The sequence below is a fragment of the Pseudomonas sp. PB106 genome (assembly GCF_009764645.1).
Taxonomy (GTDB): Bacteria; Pseudomonadota; Gammaproteobacteria; order Pseudomonadales; family Pseudomonadaceae; genus Aquipseudomonas.
The window spans coordinates 99,402-118,308 of sequence record NZ_RWIM01000078.1; the positions used below are offsets into that span (position 1 = coordinate 99,402).

The following is an 18,907-nucleotide window of genomic DNA, read 5'->3' on the forward strand; positions in this document are numbered from 1 at the left end:
ATTACATTCGAACCTTTCGTCGGGCGTCTCAGGGCGCTGAATCAGTTCCGCGCCCCCTAAGCCCATTCAGCGCGAATGCCGGCTTCGCACGCTGATCATCCACTTTGAACTCTGGTTGAAGCTGCCCCGTCCTCTGCTATGAGGGGCTCAGGGCAATTCTGCTGTGTAGTCCCATTAGGCGTTTTCTTTCAGAAAGCGAGGGGCCACATGAATACTTCAGACAGCAGGGCGGGGTCGCAAACAGGCGATCCTGCAGACGTTAAGCCGGGACAAGAGTTTGAGCATTTAAAGGAGGACGTTACCGAAGCCCTCGGTGGCGCCAGGCAACAGGCCGATGCGCAGTTCGGCCAATACCGCGATACCGCCGCCGATCAAATCGAGGCATTGGCGCAAGGCGCAAAAAGCTTTGTCTCCGAATTGGAGGACAAGGACACACTGGGCATGTCCGACTACCTTACCGATATGGCCGAGTCGATGACCGGCCTCGCCGGGAACTTACGCGGCAAGAGTGCCGAACAACTCCTGCATGATGCCGCCGATCTGGCGCGCAACAACCCCGCACTGTTTATCGCCGGCAGTGTGGCCATCGGGTTCGGTTTGTCGCGGTTCTTGAAGGCCGGCACCTCGGCGGCGGCCACTGTCAGCGCGGGTCACGACCCGGCCGCAGGCAGCTCGACGCCGCCCTCCGGAGGCTATGGCGTAAATCGGCCTTACGAAACGTCCACCGACCCGAACCCGGGACTCGCGACCGGCATCACCCCTGCATCGCCCAATGAGCACGACCATCCCACCGACTTTGCCGGTGCATCGGGCGCGGTTTCGCCCAGCACCAGAGGAGCATTGTGATGAACAGAGACGATCCGGATTTCCCGGGAACAAGACCGCTCGCATCCACGGATGACGCTTCAATGGTTAGCCTGTTGCGGCAGCTATCCCGCGAAGTCCCTGCGTTGTTTACCAAGGAGCTGGCGCTGGCCAAAGTCGAGCTACAAACCAGCCTCAATACGCTCAAGGCCGGCATCGCTGCGGTGGCGGGCGGTGCGATTGTGTTCCTGGCGGGCTTCATCATTCTGCTGATGTCGGCGGTTTACGGCTTGAGCCTGTTCATGGCGCCGTGGCTGGCTGCGCTGATCGTCGGCGTGGTGGTGATGATCATTGGCTTCGCCATGCTGCAGTCGGGCAAAAAACAGTTTGAGCCATCCCACTTCAAACCTGACCGGACACTCGATGCCTTGAACAAGGATCAGGAAGCGCTGCGGAGGAAAGTCTCATGAACACTGAACTGGATATCGAATCGCAAAAGAGCCCTGAACAGATCGAGCGGGAAATCGACGCGCAACGCGCCAGTATCGGCAACATCGTCGACAAGCTGGAAAGCAAATTCACCCCCGGTCAGATGTTCGACCAAGCGTGGGGCATGATGCAGAACAATGGCTCGACCTTCATCAGCAATCTCGGCACCAGCGTGCGCAACAACCCGGTGCCTGCCGTGCTGACCTCGGTCGGATTGCTCTGGTTGATGATGAGCCAGAACCGGCCACCGGTGCCGCAACCGACCTATCGCTCCGGGCCTGATCAGGACAAGGCCGGCGAGTGGGCTGACGGTTTGGCCGAGGGCTTAGGGAGTGCACGCGAGCACATGCACCAGACCGCTGACTCGATCAAGGGCGGCTACCAGTCGCTCAAGGGCAAGGCCGCGCATCTGGGCGAAAACGTCGGCGCGGCGGGGGAGAACCTCAGCCACGCCATGCACGACGCCGGCGATCGGCTGACACGCAACTCCCAGGTACTGGGACAGCAATTCAACCAGTTGCTCAGGGAACAACCCTTGGTGGTGGCCGCTGCCGGCATCGCCCTCGGAGCCTTGCTGGGCGCTGCACTGCCCACGACCCAAACCGAACAACGCTACATGGGGCGCACCAGTGCGGGGCTGGTCGACAAAGTGAAAAAGCAGGCGCAAGAGGGTTACGAAGCGGTGCGCGATACCGTGACGAAAACCACTGAGCAGACAGGGTCCGATGCTTCACCTGCCACACCGTCGGCGAGCGCAGATCTTTCCCGAGGCTTGGGCACCGCCTGACGCCGTGGCACCGGGAGGCCTGCAACCGGCCTCCCTTTTTTGGTTCTTTCAGGTCATCCAGTTTTCGTCAGACATTTTGAACCTAACTCAGCCTCGGTTGCTCAACCGGGAAATGTTCGGGGGTGAGCGAAATGAACGCTTTCAAAAACCAACTGACACTCGCACAAGAAAACAAATTACTCGCCCTCGCGGCGTGGCAGCGCGCGCTGGAAAACATTGAATTGCGCAGGGATTGCCCGGACGCCTATCACGACGAACTGCTGCGCCAATCGGACGAGATGGATCGCTTGGGCATTCTCAGCTGGGACGAGTGGCGCGACCTGCGCAGGGAAGCTGATGTGGCGTACCTGCGCGCGGTTGCCGGGGCCGATTACCACTGAACTGCGCCCGTTGGTCGAACGTGCAAAAGTATTTGAAATTAACCTCGACGCGTTCGCTTCAGATGATTGTGGGTTGGCATTCGGTCTCTTGCCGGGTGAACCGCAGCCCTGATTCGCCTGAGGAGAAAGTCATGTTCCTACATAACAAACGACTCCAATACACCGTGCGCGTAGCCCAGCCCAACCCAGGGTTGGCCAATCTTTTACTGGAACAATTCGGCGGGGCTCAAGGGGAACTCGCGGCGGCCTCACGCTACTTCACCCAGGCCTTGGCAGAGGATGATCCGGGCAGGAAAGACCTGCTGATGGACATCGCCACCGAAGAGCTCAGTCACCTTGAAATCGTCGGCTCGATCATCGTGATGTTGAACAAGGGCGCCAAGGGACAAATGGCCGAAGGTGTCGAGGAAGAGGGCGAGTTGTACCGCGCCATCAACGGCGCGGGCAACGACTCGCACATCACCAGCCTGTTGTATGGCGCCGGTGCTCCGTTGACCAACTCGGCAGGCGTTCCGTGGTCGGCGGCTTACGTCGATACCATCGGCGAACCCACCGCAGACATGCGCTCCAATATTGCCGCAGAGGCCAGAGCGAAAATCGTCTACGAGCGACTGATGAATGTCACCGATGACCCGGGTGTGAAGGAAGCCCTCGGCTTTTTGATGACGCGGGAAATCGCCCACCAGTTGTCGTTCGAGAAGGCCCTGCATGCGATACAGCCGAACTTCCCCCAAGGAAAACTGCCGGGCATGCCGGCGTTCACCAACGTCTACTTCAACATGTCGCAAGGCGAGGGCAGCACGCGCGGCCCGTGGAACGAAGGCGACGACTGGGATTTCGTCGAGGATCCGCAACCCGCCGTGGACGGTGGCGATGGCACCGCGACGGTGCAATTGAGCGCCGAGGATGAAGCGCTGCTGATGGAGATGAAAGTCAGGACGACGTCCGACCCGGACAGCAACCCGATCACCGGCGCGGACTTGGGAGCGGGGGTGCAAGGCGAAACCCAACTTTGACGACGTCACCGCACGCCACCCGGCGTGCGGTTATTCAGCTGATCCAGAGTGGACGCTTACCATCATGAGCAAGAAATCAAACCATCGTGATCCGAGTTTTACCCCAATGTTTTTAGCCTCCAGCGTCGCGTTTGAACGTGACGCGCAGCATGTGTCCAGGCGGTTCTTGCGAGCGCTTGCCGAACCCACGGAAAAACCCAGTGCAGCAAAATAGGAGATCGCCATGCCCGACCCTTTGACCTCATCCGGAGGATCGTTTCGCTACTGGATCGCCCGGTTCTCAGGCTCCGGATGGGGCGGGCGGGTTTTCTGGTCAGTGCTGATTGGCGTGACTGTTTTCCTGTTGATCAGCGGGTATGGCGCCTTCGTTGGTGCCAACAAACAAAATCTGCACTTTGCCTTTCTCGGCGGCTTGTCAGGCTTCGCGGCGACGGCCATCGGCGCGGTGCTAGCGATTGCGTTGCGCGATATCGCCGCCCGCACCCAAGACATCATGCTCGGTTTCGCCGCCGGGATGATGCTGGCCGCCAGTTCGTTTTCGCTGATTCTGCCCGGTATCGAAGCGGCTCAAGCGCTGTGTGGCAATCAGTTGCTCGCCGCCTGTGTCGTCGTTGCCGGATTGGGATTGGGCGTCGCATTGATGGTGGGTCTGGATCGCTTCGTGCCTCATGAACACGAGAAAAGCGGACGCCGTGGCCCTGACGCGCAGCGCATCAATCGGGTATGGCTGTTCGTCCTCGCGATTACCCTGCACAACCTGCCGGAGGGCATGGCCATTGGCGTCAGCTTCGCCAACGGCGACATGAAAGTGGGACTGCCGCTGACGACGGCAATCGCCATTCAGGATATTCCCGAAGGTCTGGCGGTCGCTCTGGCGTTGCGCGTGACCGGCATCTCGGCACTGCGCGCAGCGCTGATCGCGGTGGGCTCGGGGCTGATGGAGCCGATTGGCGCCATCGTCGGCTTGGGCATTTCCAGCAGCTTTGCCCTGGGCTATCCCATCGCGCTGGGTCTGGCGGCGGGCGCGATGATTTTCGTGGTGTCCCATGAGGTGATTCCCGAGACTCACCGCAACGGTCATGAAACCCCCGCGACCTTGGGGTTGATGCTCGGTTTCGGGGTGATGATGTTTCTGGATACCGCGTTGGGTTAGCGCGTGGCGTTTTTGAAGGAATGAAGCCGTGAGCACAATCATCAGCGCACAGGACTTACACATCGACCTTGAAGGTGCAAACGAAGCCGGGCTGTTCAAATGGCTGCTCGCCAGTTTCCTGATGGGCAAAAGAATACAGGGCGCGATTGCCGCCAAGGCGTACCAAGTGATCGTCGAGCAGCACCAGTGCGATACGCCACAGAAAATCGCCCATCGCACTCACCGTCAGTTGGTGGTGATGCTGGGGCAAGCGCATTACGTGCGTTACGACGAGACCACGGCGACGCGGTTATTGGCACTGGCCAAGAAGCTGAACACCGAATACGCCGGCAAGGTCAGCAACATCGTCGCGGCGAGCGCTGATCGGCAGGCGTTCGAAAAACGCTTGTCGGAATTTGAAGGGGTAGGGCCGAAGACGGTGGAGATTTTCATGCGGGAAGCTGCCGCTGCGCTGTACCGGCCGTCGACACGCGCCTCAAAAGATTGAACATCGGCTCTTGCCAGCCAGACCCATAAGAAAAACCGCTTACCCGTGAGCCATTGCCGAGTGGAGATACCCTTGATGAACGACCTTCCAGCAGCCAGCATTGCCGTCAGGCCATTGCCCTTCGAACCTTCTTTCGAGCAGATCCCCGATGACGAGGCGCAGACCAGCGCGGAGCTGGCCGAAGCCCTGCATTCGATTATGCAAACCACCTTCAATGACAACGGTCACGCCACGCGTAGCGTGCATGCCAAGGCCCACGGATTGCTGCGCGGGCGCATCACGGTGCTCGACAATCTGCCGGCTGAACTCGCTCAAGGCGTCTTTGCGACGCCGGGGACATTGCCGGTGGTGATGCGCTTTTCGACCAACCCTGGCGACATTCTCGATGACAAGGTGTCGACCCCTAGAGGCTTGGCGCTGAAGATCATTGGCGTTGAAGGGGAGCGCCTGCCCGGCAGCGATGGGGCGGTCACTCAGGATTTTGTGATGATCAATGCCAAAGCCTTTACCTCCGCCACGCCCAAGGCTTTTCTCAAGTCGCTCAAAATGCTGGCGAAGACCACGGACAAGGCTCCGGGTTTGAAGAAAGCTTTTTCCGCAGTGCTGCGCGGCGTGGAAGCCGCCATCGAATCGGTCGGCGGCGAAAGTGGAACGTTGAAGAGCCTCGGCGGCCACCCGCAAACACATATTCTCGGGGAAAGCTTCAGCACCGTCGCGCCGATCCTGTATGGCGCCTACTACGCGAAACTGGCAGTGGTGCCGATCTCTCCTGCACTAACGGCTTTGACCGATCAGCACGTTGATTTTGCCGACAATCCCGATGGCCTGCGCCACGCGGTGAAAGCGTATTTCGCGCAGAATTCGGCGATCTGGGAGGTTCGCGTGCAACTGGCGACTGACCTGGAAAAAATGCCGATTGAAGACGCGTCGGTTGAGTGGCCGGAAAAACTCAGTCCTTACCTCACCGTCGCTCGAATCGAAGTCGACGCACAGGACGCTTGGACCAGCGAAAACGTTGAAGAGATTGACGATGGCATGTCGTTCAGCCCTTGGCATGGCTTGGCGGCTCATCGCCCATTGGGCGGGGTGATGCGGGTCAGGAAACCTTCCTATGAAATGTCGGCAGGCTTTCGCGCTGAACATAACGGCTGCCCCATTCACGAGCCGCGTTAACGTCGAGCACGAATCAGCCTCCATCCGTCGACTGCGCTGAACCACCGCGAGGCTGATTGTTTCTACCGGGGGAGTCTTTAAGGAGTGCTCCCCTATGTTCGATCAGCAAAAAAAAGCAAAACTGGCGGCATGGCGCAAACTGGCGACGCAATCGCCGATGCGTCTGGATCCGGAGGAGCAGTACGACGAGTTACTCAAAGCCGCCGATGAGATGGAAGAGCAGGGATTGATCACCAGCGCCGAATGGCGGCAACTGGTGCGGGATGCAGGGAGTGTGTTTACCGGCGAGAACGGGCGGACACAGTGAACACCGGGGTACTTTCCAGCGGGTCAATGTCTGCATGGACACCATCGATTCAGCGCTAATGGCGGCACGTGCTCAGTTCGCGATCACGATCAGTTTCCATATCGTGCTGGCGGCTTTTACGATCGGCTTGGCCAACTTTCTCATGGTGCTGGAAGCCTTGTGGTTGAAAACCGGGCGCAAGGTTTATCTGGACGTCTATCGATACTGGTTGAAGGTGTTCGCGCTGAATGTGGCGGTGGGCACAGCGTCCGGACTGATCCTTGAATATCAGTTCGGACTGAACTGGTCGCGCCTCTCGGTGCAGGCCGGCGATATTCTCGGCCCGCTGATGTTTTATGAAATATTGGCGGCGTTTTTCCTCGAAGCCGGGTTCCTCGGCATCATGCTTTTTGGTATGAAAAAAGTCGGGCCACGCCTGCACTTTTTTGCGACGTGCGCGGTGGCGGTCGGTTCGCTGCTCAGCGCTTTCTGGATTCTCTCCGCCAATTCCTGGATGCACACGCCCGCTGGCTATTCGATTGCCGCAGACGGTCGGTTCATTGCCGACGATTGGTGGGCGATCATTTTCAATCCATCGTTTCCCTATCGACTGGTGCACATGACCTTGGCCGCGTTGCTGGGCAGCGCCACCTTTGTCGGTGGCGTCAGCGCCTGGCAATTGCTCAAGGACTCGGACAATCCCCGGGCGCGGGTGCAATTCTCGATGGCGCTGTGGGTGATCGTCGTGTTGACGCCGTTGCAGATGGTGGTCGGCGATTTGCACGGCCAGAACAGTCTCGACCACCAGCCGCAAAAGGTCGCTGCCATCGAGGGATCCTGGACGCGGCCAGCGCAAGGGGCAGGGGAACCGCTGCGCTTGTTTGCCTGGCCGGACATGACCGAGCGGCGTAACCATTGGGAATTGGCGATTCCCCGGATCGGCTCGCTGTACTTGCGCCACGACTTGAGTAGCACGATTGCCGCGCTGGACGAGTTTCCGCGTGCTGACATCCCGCCCGTGGCGCCGGTGTTTTTTGCCTTTCGGGTGATGGTCGGGCTGGGCATCCTGATGTTGCTGCAAGGCCTTGTCAGTTTGCGCCTGCGCTGGCGGCAGCGCCTTCACACGTCACGCGCATGGTTATGGAGTTGCGTGTGGCTGTCACCGGCGGGGTTTCTGGCGATGCTCAGTGGCTGGATCGTCACCGAAATCGGCCGCCAACCGTTTACGGTGTATGGCCTGATGCGCACGGCGGACAGCCTGTCGTCGGTGTCGCGGGCGCAAGTGCTGGGATCGACCTGGCTGATTCTGCTGTTTTATCTGCTGATCTTCGGCATCGGCCTGTGGGTGTTGCTGCGTCTTTTGCGCGAACCGCCGCACGACGATGAACCGGGACCGCAGCCAACCCTGGCGGATGAAACGGGCCACTCTTGAGGATGCGCAGCCATGGAAATCGAGTGGATCACCCTATTGTGTGCCGGCGCCTTGGCGTTCTCGGTGATGAACTATGTGTTGCTCGACGGCACCGATCTGGGCGTTGGTGTGCTGATGGGCCTGACCCGTGACCCCAAGGATCGCCGCGCCATGGCCGTGACGATTTTGCCGATCTGGGATGCCAACGAGACGTGGCTGGTACTCGGCGGCGGCGGACTGTTGGCGTTGTTTCCGCTGGCGTATGCCGTGCTGCTGCCGGCGGTGTATTGGCCTTTTATCCTGATGTTCGTGGCGCTGATTGTCCGTGCGGTGGCCCTGGAATTTCGCGACCACGCCCCCAGCGAGCGCTGCAAGCGAGCCGTCGATGGATTATTGCTGTGTGGTTCACTGGTCACCGGAATGACCCAAGGTGTGGTGCTCGGCACGCTGGTGCAAGGGGTTGTTCACGAGGGCGGTCAGTACACCGGCAATGGCAGCGAATGGCTCGCGCCGTTTCCTTTGTTCTGTGGCGTGGTGCTGGTTGTCGGCTACACGTGGCTCGGCGCGTGCTGGTTGTACTGGCGCTGCGTAGAACAGTTGCACCGGCGCTCGGCGTGGCAAGCCCGGGCACTGGCGCTGATGACCGTGCTGTTGCTGGTGGTACTGGTCGGTTGGACCGCGACGTTACAAGTGCAATATGCGCAGCGGCTGACTGATCCACGGGTGTGGATTTCGGCGAGCGTAGTGCTCGCAGGGTTACTGGTCGTATTCACGCTGGGGTTTGGCGCGCGTTGGCACTGCGTACCGTTGTTCGCCGCTCTCGGCGTGTTCGTGCTGGCTTTTGCCTTGATGCTGGTCGCGCTGTATCCGTTGATTGTTCCGCCCGATCTCACCTTGCAAGCGGCGACGTCGAGCCCGAAAAGCCAAATGTTCATGCTGATCGGTTTCGCCGTGCTGATCCCGGTGACGCTGATTTACAACACCTACGGCTTTCGCGTGTTCAGCGGCAAGGTTCGCGTCAGCGGGCAGGCGTGACGGGACAATCGGCTCAGGTCACGCGACCTTTCTTATGCGCAGGCTGCGTGCTTCTGGAACGTTGCAACAACTGCGCGAACGCTGCCTTGTCGATCGGTCGACTCATGAAATAGCCCTGCACCTCGTTGCATTGGTCCTTGCCGAGAATCTCCAGTTGTTCTTCGGTCTCGACGCCCTCGGCGGTGACGGTCAGGCCCATGGCTTTGCCGAGCCCGATGATGGCTTGCACCACTGCACGGTCATTGGTGCCACTGCTGATCGAGGCGATGAAGCGCTTGTCGATCTTGATGCCGTCGAACGGATAGGCGCGCAGGTAACCGAGGGATGAATAGCCGGTACCGAAGTCATCCATGTTCAGGCGCACGCCGAGTTCCTTGAGGGCATTCATGGTGGTCAGCGCGCCGTCGGTGTCGTTGAGCATCACGTTTTCGGTGATCTCCAGTTCCAGACGGCTGGCCGGGAAACGGGTTTGCACCAGCACTTCACGCACATCCTCGACCACGTCGCTGACGGCGAATTGTGCCGGCGACAGGTTCACCGACAGCAGAATGTCCACCGGCCAAGTCAACGCGGTTTCGCACGCCTCGCGCAACACCCAACGACCCAGCGGCACGATCAGGTCGGTTTGCTCGGCCAGTGGAATAAACAGGTCCGGCCCGAGCAAGCCCTGAGTCGGGTGCTGCCAGCGCACCAGCGCTTCGACGGAGACGATCTGCTGGCCATCGACTTTGTAGCGCGGCTGGTAGTGCAAAACGAATTCGTTGTGTTTGAGCGCGTGGCGCAGGTCATCTTCCAGCTGTCGGCGGGTCTGGATCTGGTCGCTCATGTGCGCTTCGAAATAGCACCAGGTGTTCTTGCCCTCGGACTTGGCCTTGTACAGCGCGATGTCGGCGTAGCGGATCAAATCGCTGGCGACATAGCCGTGGCGGCGACTAAGCGCGATGCCGATGCTCGCGCCGATGTGCAGCGGATGCTGTTCGAAGAGCACCGGTTGATGCAGGCTGCCGATCAGCCGCGTGCAGAACTTGTCGATTTCGTTGGGGCTGTCCATGCCATTGAGTACCACCACGAACTCGTCGCCACCGAGCCTGGCGACGATGTCGTGTTCGCGGGTGCATTCACGCAGGCGCGCGGCGACTTCCTGCAGCACCGCATCGCCGGCCGGGTGGCCGAGGGAATCGTTGATCGGCTTGAAGTTATCGAGGTCGATCATCAGCAGCGACAGCGCCGGCGCGTGTTCCTTGAGCAGCAGGGCATCCTCCAGATAGCGCGCCAGTTTGTTGCGGTTGGGCAGTCCGGTCAGGGCGTCGTGCATCGACAGGTGCTGAATCTGCGCGTGGGCGGCGACCTCGTCGGTGATGTCGCTGGCGGTGCCGCGATAGCCGATGACCGTGTTCTTGTCATAAATCGGCCGCGCCGACAGGCGACAGTGACGCTGCTGGCCGGCATGGTCACGGTAGGTGCAACGCAAGTCGCTGGCGTTGGTCTCCTCGGTCAGCTTGCGCAGCCACAATTCCAGTGGCGTGGTGTCGCAACACAGCAACTGACCAATGTCTTGCCCCAGCCACAGGGTGTGCGGGTAACCGGTGACTTCGCTGAAACGCGCCGACAGATACGTCAGCGACAAGTCGCGGTCGACTTCCCAGATCCAGTCCGACGCCGCTTCCGCCACGGCGCGAAAACGTTCTTCGCTGGCTTCCAGGCCACGGTTGACCGACTCTAGCGCCTGGTTGGAGGCCTGCATCACCGCGAAGCTTTTATCGACGTATTGCGAAGAGCGCAGGGCATGGCGGAAGAAGTAGGCGGTCAGCAACATCAGCACCAGCATCGTCGCGCCAAGCGTCGGCAACAATGACCACAACAGTTGTTGGCCGGGACGTTCCTGGTCGGCGACGAGACTGAAACCGGTGTTGTCCAGTGCCACCCGTGGCCGGTCTGGAGCGATGCTGTCATTCGGGGCGAGGGTCAGATTGCTCAGGCCATAGCCGCTGCCGATGGCGCGCAATTTGGTCGGGGTGAGTTTGTCGACGAACACCAGCACAGAGGTTTTCTGCGGATCGCCCAACGGACGTTCATCGTTGGGCATGATCGCTGCCGCCGACACCAAGGCTGGCCAGCCTTCGAACAGTGAGTAAACGCTGACAGGTTTGCTCAGGTCGGGCTGGCTCTGAACCTGATGCACCAGCGCGGCGGCGGGCATTTGCAGAAACTCGGCGATGTCCGAATCGAGCAACTGACCGCGCACCACGGCGTAGCGGGTGCGTTCGCGATCAAGGACGAACACGCCGTCATAACCGTCGGTGGTGAACAGGGTTTTACCGATGTTTTGCTCGGTGTACGCCCAATCGATGTCGACCGGATCGCCCAAGTGCTCATAGGCCGTGGTCCAGTAAGCGTAACTGCTGATGTAGTTTTTCGAGGCCGTGATGCGGTTTTCCAGCGCGCGGGCCGAGTAAAATCCGGTTTCTTCGACTTCTTCACGGTCGAGACGGTTGGCAATGCCCAGCAGGGCGACGCTGGCTGCTATGACTCCGGTGACAAACAGCGCGCCGACGGCGACCGCCAGACGCCGGGTGACGGCACCTTGCCGGGGTGGAAGGGGCGCCGCATAGCTGGAAATGTCCATGTGCTCGTCCTTGATCCGCTGTCTGTTAAATCTAGAACCACAGCGCGGGCGCAATGTTCCGACGGTTCTACATGACTGCTTCCAAAGCGTAGTGAACGCCGCGAAATTTGCGCTCTCTGGGCGCGATCAGGCGACCACTGGCCGGGCGCAATCGGGCGGGGAAGTGCATATCGAGTCACGGGCGCTCGGGTCCGCGAGCTGCTGGCCAGATAGCCCGCCAAAGTGGCGCTGCCAGCGGGGCGCCGGTCAGCGGCCGATCCCGAAAGCACGAGACTTCCCGCTGAAAAACCGGATAATGGCGGCCATTCGTTTAGCCGTATTCTGGTAATCCCGCATGGAAATCAAGGTCAACTTTCTCGACAACCTTCGACTTGAAGCCAAGTTCGACGACTTCACGGTGATCGCCGATCAGCCCATTCGCTACAAGGGCGATGGCTCGGCACCGGGGCCGTTCGACTACTTCCTGGCGTCGTCGGCCTTGTGCGCGGCTTACTTCGTGAAGCTGTACTGCGACACCCGCAATATCCCGACAGAGAACATTCGCCTGTCGCAGAACAACATCGTCGACCCGGAAAACCGCTACAACCAGATCTTCAAGATTCAGGTCGAGTTGCCGGCGGACATCTCCGACAAGGATCGCCAGGGCATCCTGCGTTCCATTGACCGCTGCACGGTGAAGAAGGTCGTGCAGACCGGCCCTGAGTTCATCATCGAAGAAGTCGACAACCTCGACGCCGATGCGCAGGCCCTGTTGATGCCAGCCTCCGGTTCTGAAGCGGGCACTTACATTGCCGGCAAGGACCTGCCGCTGGAGCAGACCATCGCCAACATGTCGGGCATTCTCGCCGACTTGGGCATGAAGATCGAAATCGCCTCGTGGCGCAACATCGTGCCGAACGTCTGGTCGTTGCATATCCGCGACGCGCATTCGCCGATGTGCTTCACCAACGGCAAGGGCGCGACCAAAGAGGGCGCACTGGCCTCGGCGCTGGGCGAATTTATCGAGCGTCTGAACTGCAACTTCTTCTACAACGACCAGTTCTGGGGCGAAGAAATCGCCAACGCCGAGTTCGTCCACTACCCGGACGAACAATGGTTCAAACCGGGGCCGAAAGACGAATTGCCGAGTGAGATCCTCGACGACTACACGCTGAAGATCTACAACCGTGACGGCGAGTTGCGCGGTTCGAACCTGTTCGACACCAACTCCGGCAACACCCAGCGTGGCATTTGCTCGCTGCCGTTTGTGCGCCAGTCGGACGAAGAAGTGGTGTACTTCCCGTCCAACCTGATCGAAAACCTTTACCTCAGCAACGGCATGAGCGCCGGCAACACGCTCGCCGAAGCGCAGGTGCAGTGCCTGTCGGAAATCTTCGAGCGCGCGGTCAAACGCGAAATCCTCGAAGGCGAAATGGCCCTGCCGGACGTGCCGCAGGCAGTGCTGGAGAAATACCCAAGCATCCTCGCCGGCATCAAGGGCCTGGAAGAGCAAGGCTTCCCGGTGCTGGTCAAGGACGCGTCGCTGGGCGGCGAATTCCCGGTAATGTGCGTGACCCTGATGAACCCGCGCACCGGCGGCGTGTTCGCCTCGTTCGGCGCGCACCCGAGCCTGGAAGTGGCGCTGGAACGCAGCCTCACGGAACTGCTGCAGGGCCGCAGCTTCGAAGGTTTGAACGACCTGCCGCAGCCGACGTTCTCCGGTCAGGCCGTCACCGAGCCGAACAATTTCGTCGAGCACTTCATCGACTCCAGCGGTGTGGTGTCGTGGCGTTTCTTCAGCGCCAAACCAGACTTCGAATTCGTCGAGTGGGACTTCTCCGGCCAGGGTGAAAACTCCAACGCCGAAGAAGCCGCGACCCTGTTCGGCATCCTTGAGGACATGGGCAAAGAAGTCTACATGGCGGTCTACGAGCACATCGGTGCCAAGGCCTGCCGGATCCTGGTGCCGGGCTACTCGGAGATCTACCCGGTCGAAGACCTGATCTGGGACAACACCAACAAAGCCCTGCAATTCCGTGCCGACATCCTCAACCTGCACAACCTCAGCAAGGTCGGCCTGCGCAACCTCGCCCAAGGCCTGGAAAACAGCGAACAGGACGACTACACCGAAATCACCACGCTGATCGGCATCGAATTCGACGACAACACGCCGTGGGGCAAGCTGACGATTCTGGAATTGCGCCTGCTGATCTGCCTCGCCTTGCAGAAGTACGAACAGGCCAAAGATCTGGTCGAAGCCTTCCTGCAATACAACGACAACACCGTCGAACGCGGCTTGTTCTATCAAGCGGTCAACGTGGTGCTGGAGATGGAACTGGACGAGGATCTGGAACTGGAAGACTACGAAGCGAACTTCCGTCGCATGTTCGGCAACGAGCGCATGGACGCCGCGATCGGCTCGGTCAACGGCAGCGTGCGCTTCTATGGCTTGACCCCGACCAGCATGAAACTGGAAGGCCTGGACCGGCATTTGCGATTGATCGAGAGCTATAAAAAGCTTCACACGGCACGGGCCAATGTGACGGCATCGTCGCGTTAAAAAGCACTGAAAAAAAAAGCACCTTCGGGGTGCTTTTTTTTGTGCCTGGTTTGTCTCCTGACGCCTCACGCCTGAATCCCCAACTCCTTGTGGGATGAAGTGAAACCGAGGTGCCCTCATCGCTAGCTCTGCCAGCGATGGCGGTGTATCAGCCGCCGTCGAGCGTGCGGCGAACCTTGTCGAGCAGTTCACTGATCTGGAATGGCTTGACCAGCATGTCCATGCCGCTGCCCAAAAACACCTGACGGTTGATCGCGGTTTCCGCATAACCGGTCATGAACAGGATCGGCAAACCCTCACGCCAGCCCCGCGCCACATCCGCCAATTCGCGGCCGCTCATGCGCGGTAGGCCGACGTCGGTCAGCAGCAGGTTGATCGAGGGATCGTTTTGCAAGCGCTCCAGCGCCGTTTCGATGTCCGCCGCCTGCGTGCAGCGATAGCCGGCGTCCTCCAGCACTTCGGTGACGAACATGCGCACCGATGGCATGTCTTCGACAATCAACACGTGCTCGCCCGTGCCTTGCGGATCGACAACCGGTGCGGGAATGTCCGCGCCTGTCGGGTCGCTGGTGGCGGGCAACATGATTGTCACTTCAGTGCCGCGCCGGGCCACGCTGCGGATGTGCGCATCGCCGCCCGATTGGCGGGCAAAACCATAAATCGTCGACAGCCCCAAACCCGTGCCTTGGCCCAGTGGTTTGGTGGTGAAGAACGGATCGAACACCTTGTCGATCACGCTGTGTTCGATCCCCGTGCCGTCATCGCGTACCGACAGCGCCACATAAGCACCATCGGCCAGATTCGGATCGCCATGGGAATACGCGGCATAGGTATTGACCCAGATGTTGCCACCCGAAGGCAGGGCATCACGGGCGTTGATCACCAAGTTGAGCACTGCGCTTTCCAACTGCACCGGGTCGACCAAAGCGATCGCCGGTTTGCTGGTCAATTCAAGCTTGAGGGTGATCCGTTCACCGATGGTACGCACCAGCAACTCTTCCAGCGAACGCACTTGCTCGTTGATGTCCACCGGCCGGGTATCCAGCGGCTGCTGGCGGGCGAAGGCCAGCAAGCGATGGGTCAGCGACGCGGCACTCATGGCCGAGTTCAGGGCGGCCTCGGAATAAAACTGCACTTTGTCCAGACGCTGATCGGCAACCCGTTTCTGGATCAGCTCCAGACTGGTGATGATCCCGGTCAGCAGGTTGTTGAAGTCATGGGCGATGCCGCCGGTGAGTTTGCCCAGCGCGTCCATTTTCTGCACTTGCAGCAATTGCGATTCGGCGCGCACGCGCTCGGCGACTTCCTTGGCCAGTTGCGTGGTGGTGTCGTTCAGCCGTGCCAGATGCGAGCGCTCGCGATGGCGGTGCTCGGTGACATCCTCGACGAAGACCAGGCTCAACTCCGGGGTGCGATACGGTGAAATCTGCCATTCGGTCTCGCGAAGCTGGCCCTGCACACGCATATTCAGTGTGCCTTTCCAGCGCTCGCCATCGACCAGGCGCAGGCGTAATTCGTTGAGGATTGCGCTTTGATCGTCGGCGAAGCATTCGCGCAGAGTCTTGGTGTCCTGATTATCGACAATCAGTTGGGCGAAGGCATGGTTGCACTCATGCACTTTGAGATTGGCGTCGAGCACTGCAATTGGCGCTGACACGTTGACGAAGATCTCACGAAAGCGCGCCTCGCTCTCGCGCAGGGCGTTTTCCGTGTCGCGCACCCGCAGCAATGTGCGCAGGGTCGCCAGCAGCACGTCCGGGTCGACCGGGTGAATCAGGTAGGCGTCGGCGCCGGCGTCGAGGCCGGTGATGATGTCGCCGGTCTGGATCGATGCGGCGGAGACGTGAATCACCGGCAGCAGGGCGGTGCGTGTATCGGCGCGCAGAATGCGCACGATGTCGAAGCCGCTCATGTCCGGCAGGTTGACGTCGAGAATCAGCGCGTCGAGCGGCTCGCTCTCGATCAGCGCGAGCCCGTCAGTACCGGTGCCGGCCTCCAGCACCTCGTAACCGTGGCGCTCGAGTCGTCGGCGCAGGGCGTAACGGGTGGCGACGTTGTCGTCGACGATCAACAGGCGGATGTCACGTTTCATCGACGTTCTCCAGAGCGATCGCCAGTGGAATGATCACGAAGAAGGTTGAACCGACCCCCGGCGTGCTTTCCAGCCCGACTTCACCGCCGAGCAGGGCCGCGAAGCGTTTGCACAGTGACAGGCCCAGCCCGGTGCCGCGCAGACGTTTCTGCAACGGCGAGTCGACCTGGGAAAAGTCCTCGAACAATGCACCATGCAGCTCCGGTGCGATACCGATTCCGGTGTCGCTGACGGCAAAACGCACTTTGTCTTCGCTTTCCAGGCGCGCCGATACCCGCACTTCGCCGCGGGTGGTGAACTTCAGCGAGTTGGAAATGAAGTTGCGCAGGATCTGCCCGAGTTTCTTGTCGTCGGTGTACAGGCGCGGCAAACCGACAGGCTCTTCAAAAATGAGATCCACCGCACTGGCATCGACAATCGGCCGAAACATCCCGCGTAGCGCGGAGAACAGGTCGAACATGTCGAACCATGCCGGGGAAATGGTGATGCGCCCGGCCTCGATCTTCGCCAGATCGAGCAGGTCATCGACCATGTCGCTGAGTTCGCGGGCAGCGGTGCTGACGAAGGCCACCTGCTTGTGTTGTTCAGGGCTGAGCGGGCCGTCGAGTTCATCGGCGAGCAGGCTGTTGATGCTGAGGATCGAGCCCAGTGGCGTGCGGAATTCGTGGCTCATGTATGACAGAAAACGGCTTTTCAGATCCGAGGCCTGGCGCAATTCTTCGGCTTGCTCGTCAAGTTCGGCATACAGCGCCAGCACGCCCTGATTGGTTTCATCGAGCTCTTCGCGCAACGCCACGGTTTCGCTCTGCAACTGCGCGATGAGCGCGGCCTGTTCGGCGTTGCTCAAAATGGGTGTCTCAGCCATGGGCGGCCTCCAGGGCAACGACCAATACTGTTGCATCGTCACGCCCGCGACTGAAGTCGCGGTGCAGGACGCTGGCTATCACGGCGGGGTGGCGATGCACCAGGCCGGGGTAGTCTTGTAGATTCCAACGGGACTGTAAGCCGTCGCTGTACATGATCAAAAGATGTCCGTTCACGTGAGCATAGTCAAAAGGCCGGGCTTTTCGGTATTGCACGCCGACGATACCCGGATGCGAGGCCAGACCGCGGGATTTGTCAGCAGCGATCAGGCTGGCGCCAATGTTGCCTACGCCAGCGAAGGTCAGGCTGTCGCGTGTGCCGTCGAACTGCGTAAACGCAACGGCGCCACCGCGGGTGCCGATCATGTCGCGGTGCAGGTCTTCCATCAGCATCACCGGGTCGGCAAACGGCGTCAGGGCAAAGGCGTGCGCCCCCGCACGACCGGCGCGTTCGGCTTCCTCGCCATGCCCGAGGCCATCGATCACCAACGCGCTGATGCTGGCGCCTTCATACGTCAGGTGCCAGACGTCGCCGCACGCCGGATCGTTGTGCAACGAGTGCTGGCTGACGCCATAACGGATATCCGGATTGCGGTCGCTGCGCGGGTACAGTCGCGCCAACAGGACCGCGCCACGGGCGTCGGCATAGACGTCGAACACCTCGGTCTGTCGCGAAACCGCGCCGAGGCCGATGCCCTGCGTGCCACCGGTGGAAAATCCGTCGGCCATGCAGGCCTGCAGATCAAAGCCCTGCGCACGGTCCACCGCAAGCATTTCGATACCGAACCCCGCAGGCCGAGGCAATACCCGCAAATGCAGTTCGCCGTGCGTGGCGTGCTTGAGCACATTACTGGCCAGTTCCGTGGCAACCAGAGCGACACGCCCGGCATCGCGTTCGTCAAAGCCATGCTGCTCGGCCAGTTGCTGCGCGGTGCGTCGGGCATGGCCAATCTGACTGCTGTCTTCGACCAACAGAACCTGGGTCAGCGACCCGACAATATTCATGTCCATCGGGTGATCGTTATGCGCGTGCCTTTGCCGGGCTCGGTGTCCAGTTCGAACTCTTCGACCAGCCGTTTGGCGCCCGTGAGCCCCAGGCCCATGCCGCTGCCGGAGGTCCAGCCGTCGGTCATCGCCAGTTTCAGGTCGGGAATACCCGGCCCTTCATCGCGAAACGTCAGGCGCAGACCGACCTTGTGATCCTCATCGAGAATCTGCCAGTCCATGTCGCCGCCGCCACCGTAGACCATGGTGTTGCGTGCCAGCTCGCTGACGGCGGTGACCATTTTGGTCAGGTCGATCAGGCGCATGCCGCACTCTGTCGCCAGCTTGCGTGCGGTCTGGCGCGCCAGCACCACGTCTTGCTCGATATGAATGGGTTGAGTACCGCTACTGCGCACGGTCATTGTTGCAGTACTCGTTCCCGCAGCAGTTTCATCCCCCGCTCGACGTTCAGCGCGGTGCTGACGCCGGGCAAGGTCATGCCAAGTTCAACCAGGGTAATCGCGACCGCCGGCTGCATGCCGACCAATACGGTTTCGGCGTCCATGATTTTCGACAGGCCGGAAATCGTGCCGATCATGCGGCCGATGAACGAGTCGACCATGTCCAGCGCCGAGATGTCGATCAACACCCCGCGCGCCGAGGTTTTGCTGATGCGTTCGGACAGGTCGTCCTGCAGTGTCAGGGCGAGCTGGTCATGCATGTCGACCTGGATGGTCACCAGCAGAAAGTCGCCCATCTGGAGAATCGGGATGCGTTCCATA

At 60.4% G+C, this 18,907-nt stretch carries 18 protein-coding genes; 12 read left to right on the forward strand and 6 right to left on the reverse strand.

Annotation, left to right across the window (positions count from 1 at the left end; translation table 11 throughout):
• Positions 1 to 207 precede the first annotated feature (207 nt).
• The 11 genes from EJA71_RS10355 to cydB all read left to right on the forward strand — a co-directional run bounded on the left by EJA71_RS10355 (position 208) and on the right by cydB (position 9,021).
• Positions 208 to 846 carry a hypothetical protein gene (locus tag EJA71_RS10355; protein WP_158956553.1) on the forward strand — a complete coding sequence of 213 codons (639 nt, stop codon included), beginning with the start codon at positions 208 to 210 and terminating at the stop codon, positions 844 to 846.
• Entirely contained in the window at positions 846 to 1,274 is a 429-nt protein-coding gene (locus tag EJA71_RS10360) for a phage holin family protein (protein ID WP_158956555.1), read from the forward strand. Before EJA71_RS10355 ends, EJA71_RS10360 begins: the two co-directional genes overlap by 1 nt.
• The gene (locus EJA71_RS10365; protein ID WP_158956557.1) at positions 1,271 to 2,080 is read left to right on the forward strand and encodes a DUF3618 domain-containing protein; all 810 of its coding nucleotides are present in this window, start codon (positions 1,271 to 1,273) and stop codon (positions 2,078 to 2,080) included. The genes EJA71_RS10360 and EJA71_RS10365 overlap by 4 nt, the downstream gene beginning before the upstream one ends.
• A 131-nt stretch (positions 2,081 to 2,211) precedes the next feature.
• On the forward strand, positions 2,212 to 2,460 hold the full coding sequence (locus tag EJA71_RS10370; RefSeq protein ID WP_158956559.1) for a hypothetical protein: 249 nt from the start codon (positions 2,212 to 2,214) through the stop codon (positions 2,458 to 2,460).
• A gap of 131 nt (positions 2,461 to 2,591) precedes the next feature.
• Entirely contained in the window at positions 2,592 to 3,476 is an 885-nt protein-coding gene (locus EJA71_RS10375) for a manganese catalase family protein (RefSeq protein WP_158956561.1), read from the forward strand.
• A gap of 223 nt (positions 3,477 to 3,699) precedes the next feature.
• Positions 3,700 to 4,629 carry a ZIP family metal transporter gene (locus EJA71_RS10380; protein WP_158956563.1) on the forward strand — a complete coding sequence of 310 codons (930 nt, stop codon included), beginning with the start codon at positions 3,700 to 3,702 and terminating at the stop codon, positions 4,627 to 4,629.
• A 28-nt stretch (positions 4,630 to 4,657) separates the two neighbouring features.
• Complete coding sequence (locus EJA71_RS10385) at positions 4,658 to 5,116, forward strand: DNA methylase (RefSeq protein ID WP_158956565.1); 459 nt, start codon at positions 4,658 to 4,660, stop codon at positions 5,114 to 5,116.
• Between the two features lie 72 nt (positions 5,117 to 5,188).
• Positions 5,189 to 6,289: a catalase family protein gene (locus EJA71_RS10390; RefSeq protein WP_371925663.1), complete on the forward strand. Its 1,101-nt coding sequence runs from the start codon at positions 5,189 to 5,191 to the stop codon at positions 6,287 to 6,289.
• 94 nt (positions 6,290 to 6,383) lie between these two features.
• Positions 6,384 to 6,596 (forward strand): hypothetical protein, encoded by a 213-nt coding sequence (locus EJA71_RS10395; RefSeq protein WP_158956569.1) that lies wholly within the window; start codon positions 6,384 to 6,386, stop codon positions 6,594 to 6,596.
• 34 nt (positions 6,597 to 6,630) lie between these two features.
• Positions 6,631 to 8,007, forward strand: coding sequence for a cytochrome ubiquinol oxidase subunit I (locus EJA71_RS10400; protein ID WP_158956571.1), 1,377 nt, complete (start codon positions 6,631 to 6,633; stop codon positions 8,005 to 8,007).
• 12 nt (positions 8,008 to 8,019) lie between these two features.
• On the forward strand, positions 8,020 to 9,021 hold the full coding sequence (gene cydB, locus EJA71_RS10405; protein ID WP_158956573.1) for a cytochrome d ubiquinol oxidase subunit II: 1,002 nt from the start codon (positions 8,020 to 8,022) through the stop codon (positions 9,019 to 9,021).
• A gap of 13 nt (positions 9,022 to 9,034) precedes the next feature.
• Here cydB and EJA71_RS10410 read toward each other — a convergent pair whose 3' ends face one another.
• Positions 9,035 to 11,647 (reverse strand): EAL domain-containing protein, encoded by a 2,613-nt coding sequence (locus EJA71_RS10410; RefSeq protein ID WP_158956575.1) that lies wholly within the window; start codon positions 11,645 to 11,647, stop codon positions 9,035 to 9,037.
• A 334-nt stretch (positions 11,648 to 11,981) separates the two neighbouring features.
• On the opposite strand from EJA71_RS10410, the gene EJA71_RS10415 reads away from it, so the two are divergent.
• A complete protein-coding gene (locus EJA71_RS10415; protein WP_158956577.1) occupies positions 11,982 to 14,186 on the forward strand; it encodes an OsmC domain/YcaO domain-containing protein in 2,205 nt (734 codons plus the stop codon).
• Positions 14,187 to 14,334: 148 nt separating this feature from the next.
• Here the strand turns inward: EJA71_RS10415 and EJA71_RS10420 are convergent, their stop codons facing one another.
• The 5 genes from EJA71_RS10420 to EJA71_RS10440 are packed head-to-tail and all read right to left on the reverse strand — an operon-like array spanning position 14,335 to position 18,906.
• Positions 14,335 to 16,278, reverse strand: a complete 1,944-nt coding sequence (locus EJA71_RS10420; protein ID WP_158956579.1) for a response regulator — start codon at positions 16,276 to 16,278, stop codon at positions 14,335 to 14,337.
• Positions 16,268 to 17,143, reverse strand: coding sequence for a sensor histidine kinase KdpD (locus EJA71_RS10425; RefSeq protein ID WP_158956581.1), 876 nt, complete (start codon positions 17,141 to 17,143; stop codon positions 16,268 to 16,270). Before EJA71_RS10425 ends, EJA71_RS10420 begins: the two co-directional genes overlap by 11 nt.
• The gene (locus tag EJA71_RS10430; RefSeq protein ID WP_158956620.1) at positions 17,136 to 18,146 is read right to left on the reverse strand and encodes an ATP-binding protein; all 1,011 of its coding nucleotides are present in this window, start codon (positions 18,144 to 18,146) and stop codon (positions 17,136 to 17,138) included. Before EJA71_RS10430 ends, EJA71_RS10425 begins: the two co-directional genes overlap by 8 nt.
• A complete protein-coding gene (locus EJA71_RS10435; protein ID WP_008084828.1) occupies positions 18,143 to 18,547 on the reverse strand; it encodes an anti-sigma regulatory factor in 405 nt (134 codons plus the stop codon). The genes EJA71_RS10430 and EJA71_RS10435 overlap by 4 nt, the downstream gene beginning before the upstream one ends.
• Entirely contained in the window at positions 18,544 to 18,906 is a 363-nt protein-coding gene (locus tag EJA71_RS10440; RefSeq protein WP_034155679.1) for an STAS domain-containing protein, read from the reverse strand. The genes EJA71_RS10435 and EJA71_RS10440 overlap by 4 nt, the downstream gene beginning before the upstream one ends.
• Position 18,907 lies beyond the last annotated feature (1 nt).

What these genes read in the sequence shown, in the direction of transcription:
- EJA71_RS10355 (WP_158956553.1), top strand. Translation starts at nt 208, where the DNA reads ATGAATACTTCAGACAGCAGGGCGGGGTCGCAAACAGGCGATCCTGCA.
- EJA71_RS10360 (WP_158956555.1), top strand. Translation starts at nt 846, where the DNA reads ATGAACAGAGACGATCCGGATTTCCCGGGAACAAGACCGCTCGCATCC.
- EJA71_RS10365 (WP_158956557.1), top strand. Translation starts at nt 1,271, where the DNA reads ATGAACACTGAACTGGATATCGAATCGCAAAAGAGCCCTGAACAGATC.
- EJA71_RS10370 (WP_158956559.1), top strand. Translation starts at nt 2,212, where the DNA reads ATGAACGCTTTCAAAAACCAACTGACACTCGCACAAGAAAACAAATTA.
- EJA71_RS10375 (WP_158956561.1), top strand. Translation starts at nt 2,592, where the DNA reads ATGTTCCTACATAACAAACGACTCCAATACACCGTGCGCGTAGCCCAG.
- EJA71_RS10380 (WP_158956563.1), top strand. Translation starts at nt 3,700, where the DNA reads ATGCCCGACCCTTTGACCTCATCCGGAGGATCGTTTCGCTACTGGATC.
- EJA71_RS10395 (WP_158956569.1), top strand. Translation starts at nt 6,384, where the DNA reads ATGTTCGATCAGCAAAAAAAAGCAAAACTGGCGGCATGGCGCAAACTG.
- EJA71_RS10400 (WP_158956571.1), top strand. Translation starts at nt 6,631, where the DNA reads ATGGACACCATCGATTCAGCGCTAATGGCGGCACGTGCTCAGTTCGCG.
- cydB (WP_158956573.1), top strand. Translation starts at nt 8,020, where the DNA reads ATGGAAATCGAGTGGATCACCCTATTGTGTGCCGGCGCCTTGGCGTTC.
- EJA71_RS10410 (WP_158956575.1), bottom strand. Translation starts at nt 11,647, where the DNA reads ATGGACATTTCCAGCTATGCGGCGCCCCTTCCACCCCGGCAAGGTGCC.
- EJA71_RS10415 (WP_158956577.1), top strand. Translation starts at nt 11,982, where the DNA reads ATGGAAATCAAGGTCAACTTTCTCGACAACCTTCGACTTGAAGCCAAG.
- EJA71_RS10420 (WP_158956579.1), bottom strand. Translation starts at nt 16,278, where the DNA reads ATGAAACGTGACATCCGCCTGTTGATCGTCGACGACAACGTCGCCACC.
- EJA71_RS10425 (WP_158956581.1), bottom strand. Translation starts at nt 17,143, where the DNA reads ATGGCTGAGACACCCATTTTGAGCAACGCCGAACAGGCCGCGCTCATC.
- EJA71_RS10430 (WP_158956620.1), bottom strand. Translation starts at nt 18,146, where the DNA reads ATGAATATTGTCGGGTCGCTGACCCAGGTTCTGTTGGTCGAAGACAGC.
- EJA71_RS10435 (WP_008084828.1), bottom strand. Translation starts at nt 18,547, where the DNA reads ATGACCGTGCGCAGTAGCGGTACTCAACCCATTCATATCGAGCAAGAC.
- EJA71_RS10440 (WP_034155679.1), bottom strand. Translation starts at nt 18,906, where the DNA reads ATGGAACGCATCCCGATTCTCCAGATGGGCGACTTTCTGCTGGTGACC.